This window comes from Streptomyces sp. NPDC006450 (assembly GCF_040612195.1).
Classification (GTDB): domain Bacteria; phylum Actinomycetota; class Actinomycetes; order Streptomycetales; family Streptomycetaceae; genus Streptomyces.
In genome coordinates this window covers 1-9,449 of the sequence record NZ_JBEXPT010000176.1, presented here as the reverse complement: position 1 = coordinate 9,449, position 9,449 = coordinate 1, and the positions used below count along the sequence as shown (strand labels likewise).

Annotated in this window: 2 protein-coding genes; both read right to left on the bottom strand. The window is 72.8% G+C overall.

The genetic code is table 11. From position 1 onward, the window contains the following. On the bottom strand, positions 1 to 6,157 hold a 6,157-nt coding region (locus ABZY57_RS30555), incomplete at its 3' end, for a type I polyketide synthase (protein WP_356517426.1). 1 nt (position 6,158) lies between these two features. After that, a partial coding sequence (locus ABZY57_RS30550) for an SDR family NAD(P)-dependent oxidoreductase (RefSeq protein ID WP_356517424.1) occupies positions 6,159 to 9,449 on the bottom strand: 3,291 nt, incomplete at its 5' end.

Here is a 9,449-nt window from a genome sequence, read left to right as displayed (position 1 = left end):
GACGCTCCACCAGAAGGATGCCCACGCCCTCGGACCACCCCGTGCCGTCGGCCGAGGCAGCGAAGGACTTGCAGCGGCCGTCGGCCGCCAGGCCCCGCTGCCGGCTGAACTCCAGGTACATGTCGGGTGTGGACATGACCGCGACACCGCCGGCCAGCGCCAGGTCGCACTCGCCCGACCGCAGGGCCTGCGCCGCCAGGTGCAGGGCCACCAGCGATGACGAGCAGGCCGTGTCCACCGACACCGACGGGCCCTCCAGACCGAGGGTGTACGACACCCGGCCCGAGACGAGGCTGCCGCCGCTGGTGGTCGCCGCCTGCGCGCCCAGGGCGTAGTCGTGGTACATGAGGCCCGTGAACACGCCGGTGGGCGATCCCTTGAGGAGGGTCGGGTCGATGCCCGCCCGCTCCAGCGCCTCCCACGAGGTCTCCAGGAGGAGTCGCTGCTGCGGGTCCATGGCGAGTGCCTCGCCCGGGCTGATCCCGAAGAACTCGGGGTCGAAGTAGGCCGCGTCGTGCAGGAAGCTCCCGTGCTTCGCGTACGTCTTCCCCGGCTTTCCGGGTTCGGGGTCGTACAGGTCGTCCACGGACCAGCCGCGGTCGGTCGGGAACTCGCTGAGCGGGTCGGTCTCGTCGATCAGCAGTCGCCACAGGTCCTCGGGGGTGTTAACGCCGCCCGGGTAGCGGCAGGCCATGCCGATGATCGCGATCGGGTCGTCGTCGGTCGCGGTGCCCTTGCGTACGGCGGCCCGGGGGGCCGGCGAGGCGGCTCCGTCGAAACGGGTGCTGATGTGTTCGGCGACGGCCCGGGCGTTGGGGTAGTCGAAGACGAGGGTGGCGGGGAGCCGAAGACCCGTCAGTTTGTTGAGTCGGTTGCGGAGTTCGACGGCCGTGAGGGATTCGAAGCCCAGCTCTTGGAAGGCGCGACCGGGTTCGACCGCGTCCGTGGTGCTGTGGCCGAGGACGGCGGCGACCTGGGCTCGTACGAGGTCGAGCAGGACGCTGCGACGGTCGCTCTCCGGCAGCCCCGCGAGGCGCTGTTCCAGTCCGGAGGCGTCGGCGCCGCCGCCCGCCTGGGCCAGCCGTCGCGCCGGGGCCGGTACGAAGGCACGGAGCAGGGCGGGGATCTCGTCGCCGCGCTTGCGCAGGGCGGCGGCGTCGACGCGGAGCGCGGCGAGGTGGGACTCCCCGCTGGTGAGGGCGGCGTCGAAGAGCGCGAGGCCGTCCTCGGCCGAGAAGGCCGGCAGGCCCTGACGCCTCATGCGTTCGAGGTCGGCGTCGCTGAGCCAGCGGCTGAGGCCGGTCGTGACGTTCCACAGGCCCCAGGCCATGGCGGTGGCGGGCAGGCCCTGGGCGTGGCGGTGGGCGGCGAGGGCGTCGAGGAAGACGTTGGCCGCCGCGTAGTTGGCCTGTCCGGCCGCGAGCACCATGCCGCCCGCGGAGGAGAACAGGACGAACGCCTTCAGATCCAGGTCCCGGGTCAGCTCGTGCAGATGCCAGGCGGCATCCGCCTTCGGCCCGAGGACCCCGTCGAACCGCTCGGGAGTCAGCTCCCCGACGAGGCTGTTCGCGGCGATACCGGCCGCGTGGACGACTCCGGTGAGGGGGTGCTCGGCCGGTACGCCGGCCAGCAGGGCCACGAGCGCCTCCCGGTCGGCTACGTCGCACGCCTCGATCCGCACCTCAGCACCCGACGCGGCCAGCTCCTCACGGAGCTCGGCCGCGCCCGACGCGTCCAGACCGGACCGGCTGACCAGCAGCAAGTGCCGCACGCCGTGCTCGGACACCAGGTGACGGGCCACGAGGGCGCCCAGGCCACCGGTGCCACCGGTGATCAGTACGGTGCCGTTCTCGTCGAAGGAGGTGGACGGGGAGGAGGGGGCGGAGGTGTCCGCTTCGCCTTCCACGGATGCCGCCGCCGGTGTCGGCGCCGACGCCACGGCGGTGAGGCGGGGGACCCGGACCCGGCCGCCTCGTACGGCGATCTCGGGCTCCTCGGAGGCGATGGCGGCGGGCAGCGCGGCCGGCGAGCGCGGATCCGAGTCGGCCGCGAGGCCGCCCGGATCGAGGTCGATCAGCTGGAAGCGCCCGGGGTTCTCCGCCTGAGCCGCACGTACGAGGCCCCAGACCGGGGCCTGCCCCAGGTCCACGTCCTCACCCGGCTCGACCGCGACCGCACCGCGCGTGGCCACCACCAGCCGGGAATCAGCGAACCGCTCCTGCGACAGCCACTCCTGGACGACCGCCAGTACCTCGTGGGCCGTCTCGCGCAGGGCCAGGGTGGGGTCGTCGCCCGCGTGGGCAGGGCAGGTCAGGACGACGACCTCGGGGGCCGCCCCGTCGGTGCCGAGGTCCTCCCAGCGGACGGGCTCGGGTGCGTCCTCGGCCAGGTTGCCGAGGCCCTTCCAGTCGATGCGGAAGAGGGATTCCTCCCGTCCGCGTCCGACGGCGAGCCGGTCCACCGACACCTGTCGGGACACCAGGGCGCCCACGGTCAGCACGGGGCGGCCGGCGGCGTCAGCGACCTGGAGGGAGACCCCGTCCGCACCCGCCGGCACCGTGCGCACCCGCAGGTCGGTGGCGCCCACCGCGTGCAGGGTGACCCCGTTCCAGACGAAGGGGAGGACGGTGTCGCCGTCGCGGCGGCCGTCGTCGTCGAACAGGCCGACGTGCATGGCCGCGTCGAGCAGGGCGGGGTGCATGCCGAACGATGCGGCGGCTGCGCGCGCCTGTTCGGGGAGGGACACCTCGGCGAAGAGTTCGTCACCGCGCCGCCAGGCGGCCTTGAGGCCCTGGAAGACCGGGCCGTAGCCGTAGTCCTGGGCGCGCAGGGCCTCATACGCCCCGTCGAGGGCGATCGGGGTGGCGCCCTGCGGCGGCCATTCGGTGTGGTCGAAGGAGGCGCCGGGCGTGCCGGGGGCGATGAGGCCCTCCGCGTTGAGCTGCCAGGAGGACGCGGAGGCGTCCTCGCGCGAGTAGACGCTGACGGTGCGGCGGCCGGCGCCGTCGGGGGCGCCCACCAGGATCTGGAGCTGCACTCCGCCGCGCTCGGGCAGCACGATGGGCGACTGGAGGGTGAGGTCCTCCAGGGTGCCGCAGCCGACCTCGTCGCCGGCGCGGGTGACGAGTTCGATGAAGCCGGTGCCGGGGAAGACGACGGAGTCCCCCACCATGTGGTCGTGGAGCCACGGGTGGGTGGCGAGTGACAGCCGCCCGGTGAGCTGGAGTTCGTCGGCGTCGGGGGCGGGCAGCGCGGCGCTGAGCAGCGGGTGGTCCAGCGGGACCAGGCCGAGGGTGGTGGGGTCCAGCTCGGCGAGTACGCCCTTGAGCCAGAAGTGCTCGTGCTGGAAGGCGTAGGTGGGCAGTTCCACGGTGCGCGGCTCGTCGCCGGGGGCGAACAGCGGCCGCCAGTCCGGGTTCCCGCCGCGTACCTGTACCTCGGCGACCGAGGTCAGGAACCGGTCCAGGCCTCCGTCGTCGCGCCGCAGCGAGCCGACGACGACGGTGCCGCCGCCCGTGTCGGCCCCTTCGATGCTGTCCAGCGTGTCCTGGATGCCGCCGTTCAGGACGGGGTGGGGGCTGCATTCCGCGAAGGTGCGGAAGCCGTTCTGCCACAGCAGCCGGATGATGTCCTCGAAGCGGACGGTGTTGCGGAGGTTGCGGTACCAGTACGCGCCGTCCATGGCGGTGGTGTCGAGCAGGCCCCCGGTGAGGGTGGAGTAGAAGGCGACCGTGCTCGCGGTGGGCCGCAAGCCGGCGAGGAGCTCCCGCAGGGGCTCCTCCAGGGAGGACACCTGCGCCGAGTGGGAGGCGTAGTCCACCGCGATGCGGCGCATCCGTACGCCTTCGGCCTCGCAGGCGGCGGCCAGCCCGTCGAGCGCGGCCACCTCGCCGGAGACGACGGTGACGGCCGGTCCGTTGGCGGCGGCGATGCTCAGGCGCTCGCCCCAGGGTGCGATCAGGCCGGCCACCCGCTCGGCGGAGGCGGCGACGGAGGCCATGCTGCCGGTGCCGGCGAGGGCGATCAGGGCCTTGCTGCGCAGGGTGACGACGCGCGCGGCGTCGTCCAGGGAGAGCGCCCCGGCCACGTACGCGGCGGCGATCTCGCCCTGCGAGTGGCCGACGACGGCGTCGGGGCGTATCCCGAGGGACTGCCAGAGCGCGGCGAGGCTGACCATCACCGCGAAGAGCGCGGGCTGGACCACGTCGACCCGGTCGAGGGAAGCGGCGTCGGAGGTGCCGCGCAGCACGTCGAGGAGCGACCAGTCGACGTACGGCGCGAAGGCACGCTCGCACGCCTCCAGGCTCTCGGCGAACACCGGCGAGGTCTCCATGAGGGACACGGCCATGCCGATCCACTGGGAGCCCTGGCCGGGGAAGACGAACACCGTACGGCCGGTGACGTCGGCGGTGTCCTGGACGAGGTACGCGGCTTCCTCGCCTGCGGCCAGGGCCCGCAGGCCCTCCCGTACGGTGTCCCGCTCGCGGGCCAGCAGCAGGGCGCGGCGGGGCAGCCGCGTGCGGGTGGTGAGCAGCGAGTGCGCGATGTCGGCGAGCGGGGTGTCGGGGTGGTCGTCGAGGAAGCCCAGCAGTCGGCGGGCCTGGTCGCGCAGGGCCTGCTCCGTCTTGGCGGTGACGAGCAGCGGCAGCGGCGGGTCGACGAGGTGGGCGCCGGTGTCCGGGACTTCGGAGGCGGCGACCTGCGCCGGCGCGGTCGCGGCGGGGCTCTGGGCGGTCGCGGGGCTCTGCGCGGTCGCGGCGGGGCCCTGCGCCGCGGGTGCCCGTACCGGCTCGGAGGCCTCGGGAACCTGCTCGATGATGATGTGGGCGTTGGTCCCGCTGATGCCGAAGGAGGAGACCGCGGAGCGGCGCGGCCGCCCGGTCTGCGGCCAGGGACGGTTCTCCGTGAGCAGTTCGACCTGCCCGGCGGACCAGTCCACCTTGGACGTCGGCTCGTCCACGTGCAGGGTCTTGGGGAGGACCCCGTGGCGCATGGCCATGGCCATCTTGATGATGCCGGCGACACCCGCCGCCGCCTGCGCGTGGCCCATGTTCGACTTGATGGAGCCGAGCCAGAGCGGCTGCTCCTGCGGCCGGTTCCTGCCGTACGTGGCGAGCAGCGCCTGCGCTTCGATGGGGTCGCCGAGGGTGGTGCCGGTGCCGTGCGCCTCGACGCTGTCGACGTCCGCGAAGCCCAGCTGGGCGTTGTCCAGTGCCTGGCGGATCACCCGGCGCTGCGAGGGCCCGTTGGGGGCGCTGAAGCCGTTGCTGGCGCCGTCCTGGTTGACCGCGGTACCGCGGATCACGGCGACGACGGGGTGGCCGTTGCGCCGGGCGTCGGAGAGCTTCTCCACCAGCAGCATGCCGACGCCCTCGGCCCAGCCGGTGCCGTCGGCGCCTTCGGCGAAGGACTTGCAGCGGCCGTCCGACGCCATGCCGCGCTGGCGGCTGAACTCCACGAACATGTCCGGCGTGGACATGACCGCGACACCGCCGGCGAGCGCCAGGGAGCACTCCCCCGTCCGCAGCGCCTGGACGGCGAGGTGCAGGGCCACCAGCGACGAGGAGCACGCCGTGTCCACCGTCACCGACGGGCCCTCTAGGCCGAGGGTGTACGACACCCGGCCCGAGACGAGACTGCCGCCGCTGGCACTGCCCACTCCGGTGCCCTGCGCGTAGTCGTGGTACATCAGGCCGGCGAAGACGCCGGTCGGCGTGCCCTTCAGCGTGGTCGGGTCGATGCCCGCCCGCTCCAGCGCCTCCCAGGACACCTCCAGCAGCAGGCGCTGCTGCGGGTCCATGGCCTGCGCGTCGACGGGGCTGATCCCGAAGAAGCCCGGGTCGAAGCCCGCAGCCTCGTAGAGGAATCCGCCCTCACGTGCGTAGGTCTTGCCCGGCCCGCCGTCCGGGTCGTACAGGTCGTCCAGCGGCCACCCCCGGTCGCCGGGGAAGTCCGACACGGCGTCGACACCGTCCGCGACGAGCCGCCACAGACCCTCCGGCGTGGTCACGCCTCCGGGGTAGCGGCAGGCCATGCCGACGATCGCGATCGGCTCGTGCATGGCGGCGGACAGCTTGCGGTTCTGGCTCCGCAGCCGTTCCGTCTCCTTCAGCGACTCGCGGAGCGCGGTGACAAGCTTCTCATCGGGCCTGGCCATGTCAGATTCCTGCCTCTTCGTTCACGTCGCCAAGGTCACGGGTGCCGAGTGCCATGCTGATCAGGCTCTCGGCGTCCATGAGGTCGATCGATTCCTGTACGTCGGTCGCGTCAGCCGCGTCGGCTGCGCCGGGGTCGTCCGCCGGATCGGCGCCGCGCGGCGGCGCCATGCCGGCTCCGATCCGCATGAGGCCCTCCAGGAGTCCCGCCTCCCGCAACCGGGCCAGCGGGATCACCTGCAGGATGCTGCGGACATGCGCCTCGTCCGCCTGTCCGTCCGGGCCGGTCCGGCCGCTCCAGCCGCTCCGGTCCTGCTCGTGGTCGGCGGGAGACACCTCCTCCAGGAGGTACTCCGCCAGGGATTCGGCGTTGGGGTAGTCGAAGACGAGGGTGGCGGGCAGTCGTATGCCGGTCCGCTCGCCGAGCTGGTTGCGGAACTCCACCGCCGTCAGCGAGTCGAAGCCGAGGTCCTTGAACGCCCGGCCGGGCTCGACGGACGCGGCGCCCGCGCGCCCGAGGATGCCGGCCGTCTGGGTCCGCACCAACTCCAGCAGGTACGCGAGGCGTTCCTCCTCCCCCAGTCCCGCGAGCCGCTGCGCCAGACTCTGTCCACCGTGCGCGTCGGCACTCCGCTGCGCCTTGCGGGCGGGGATGCGTACGATCCGGCGCAGCAGCGCGGGCGGGGTCTCGCCCCGGGAGCGCAGCACCGCCGTGTCCACCCGGAGGGGGACGACGACCGGTTCGGCGGTCAGCGGCAGCGCCGCGTCGAACAGCGCGAGGGCCTCCTGCTGCGGCAGTCCGGGCAGCCCGAGCCGCGCCATCCGCTGCTCGGCCTCGTCCAGCTGCCGGGTCAGCCCGGTGACCACGCTCCACAGGCCCCAGGCCATGGCGGTGGCGGGCAGGCCCTGGGCGTGGCGGTGCGCGGCGAGGGCGTCGAGGAAGACGTTGGCCGCCGCGTAGTTGGCCTGTCCGGCCGCGAGCACCATGCCGCCCGCGGAGGAGAACAGGACGAACGCCTTCAGATCCAGGTCCCCGGTCAGCTCGTGCAGATGCCAGGCGGCATCCGCCTTCGGCCCGAGGACCCCGTCGAACCGCTCGGGAGTCAGCTCCGCGACCAGACCGTTGTCGGATATACCGGCCGCGTGGACCACTCCGGTGAGGGGGTGCTCGGCCGGTACGCCGGCCAGCAGGGCCACGAGCGCCTCCCGGTCGGCTACGTCGCACGCCTCGATCCGCACCTCGGCACCCGACGCGGCCAGCTCCTCACGGAGCTCGGCCGCGCCCGACGCGTCCAGACCGGACCGGCTGACCAGCAGCAAGTGCCGCACGCCGTGCTCGGACACCAGATGACGGGCGATCACGGCACCGAGTCCGCTCGTACCGCCGGTGACCAGGACGGTGTCGTCGGCGTCGAAGACCGGAAGCGACTCTTCGGTCACCGGAGCCATGCGGGCGAGCCTCGGAAGGAGGATCCTCCCGGCGCGGAGCGCGATCTCCGGCTCGCCGGTGGCAACGGCGGCCGACAGCCCGGCCACCGAACGCGGATCCGCGCCCGCCACGAGACCACCCGGATCCAGATCGACCAGCTGGAACCGACCGGGATTCTCCGCCTGCGCCGCACGCACCAGACCCCAGACCGGGGCCTGCCCAAGATCCACGTCCTCACCCGGCTCCACCGCGACCGCACCACGCGTCGCCACCACCAGCCGGGAATCAGCGAACCGCTCCCGCGACAGCCACTCCTGGACCACCGCCAACACCTCATGAGCCGACTCGCGCACAGCCTTCAGCGGATCACCACCCGACGCCCCGCACGCGTACAGCACCACCTCCGGCACCGGACCGCCCACCGACACATCCCGCCACAACGGAAGAACCACCTCCGACGACGAGCCCGGAACCGACAGCTCCTCCCACTCGATACGGAGCAACGACCCACCACCCGCATCGGAAGCCACCGCCAACTGCGCAGCCGACACCGGCCGTCCGACGACCGATCCGACCTCCAGCACGGGCCGGCCGGCGGAGTCCGCCACGGCCAGCTTCAGCCGTCGGTCACCCCCGCGTGACAGGTGCACCCGTACCGCGGGCGTCCCCGTGACGCCGAGCGTGACGTCGTTCCAGACGAAGGGCAGCGTCGGCTCCCCGTCGCTCGCGCCTTCCACCACCAGCGCGGCGTGCATGGCGGCGTCGAGAAGTGCGGGATGGATCCCGAACCGCGCGGCATCGGCGCGCTCGTCCTCCACCAGCTCCACCTCGGCGAAGACGTCCTCGCCACGCCGCCAAGCAGCCTTCAGCCCCTGGAAGACCGGCCCGTACGCATAACCCTGCCGCAGCAGCACGTCATACGCATCAGCCACCTCCACCACCTCGGCACCTACCGGCGGCCATTCCTCGGCCGTGAAGGGCTTGAGGGCCTCGCCCTCGCTCCCGCTCTCGCCCAGGACGCCCTGCGCGTTCAGCAGCCACAGGGAGTCGGCCGCACCGTCCGAGCGGGAGTAGACCCGTACGGAACGGCGCCCACCGCCCTCCTCGTCCGGAGCACCGACCGCCACCTGGACCTGCACCGAACCCTGCTCGGGCAGGACCAGCGGCGCCTGGAGCGTGAGCTCCTCCAGCACCGGGCAGCCGACGTGCGAACCCGCGTGAAGGGCGAGTTCCACGAAGCCGGTGCCGGGGAGCAGGACCGTACCCAGTACGTCGTGATCCGCGAGCCAGGGCTGCGCCTCCACCGACAGGCGACCGGTGAACACGACGCCGTCGGAGTCGGGCAGGGAAATCGCGGCTCCGAGGAGCGGGTGATCGGCAGCGTCGAGACCGGCAGCGGTCACATCACCGCCACCCGTACGCGCCTGCACCCAGTAACGCTCGCGCTGGAAGGCATACGTGGGCAGGTCGATCCGGGCCGGGGCGTGCTCGGCGTAGAACGCATCCCAATCGATGGTGGTACCGGAGACGTGGAGGCGAGCGAGGGCGGCGAGAACGGACTCGGTCTCGTCCTTGTCCCCGCGCAGGCTCGGTACGACCACGGCGCGGGAGTCCTCGGGAAGGGACTGCTGAGTCAGCGCCGACAGAACCCCCTGCGGACCGATCTCCACAAACCGGGAAACGCCCAGACCGTTCAGGGCCGAGACCGCGTCCGCGAAGCGCACCGGACGCAGGACGTGCTCGATCCAGTACTCCGGGTCCTGCCAGGCAGCATCCGGAGCTCCGGTGACCGTGGAGACGGCCGACACCTTGGCCGGCTGGAAGTCGAGACCTTCCACCACCTTGCGGAACGGCTCGATCATCGG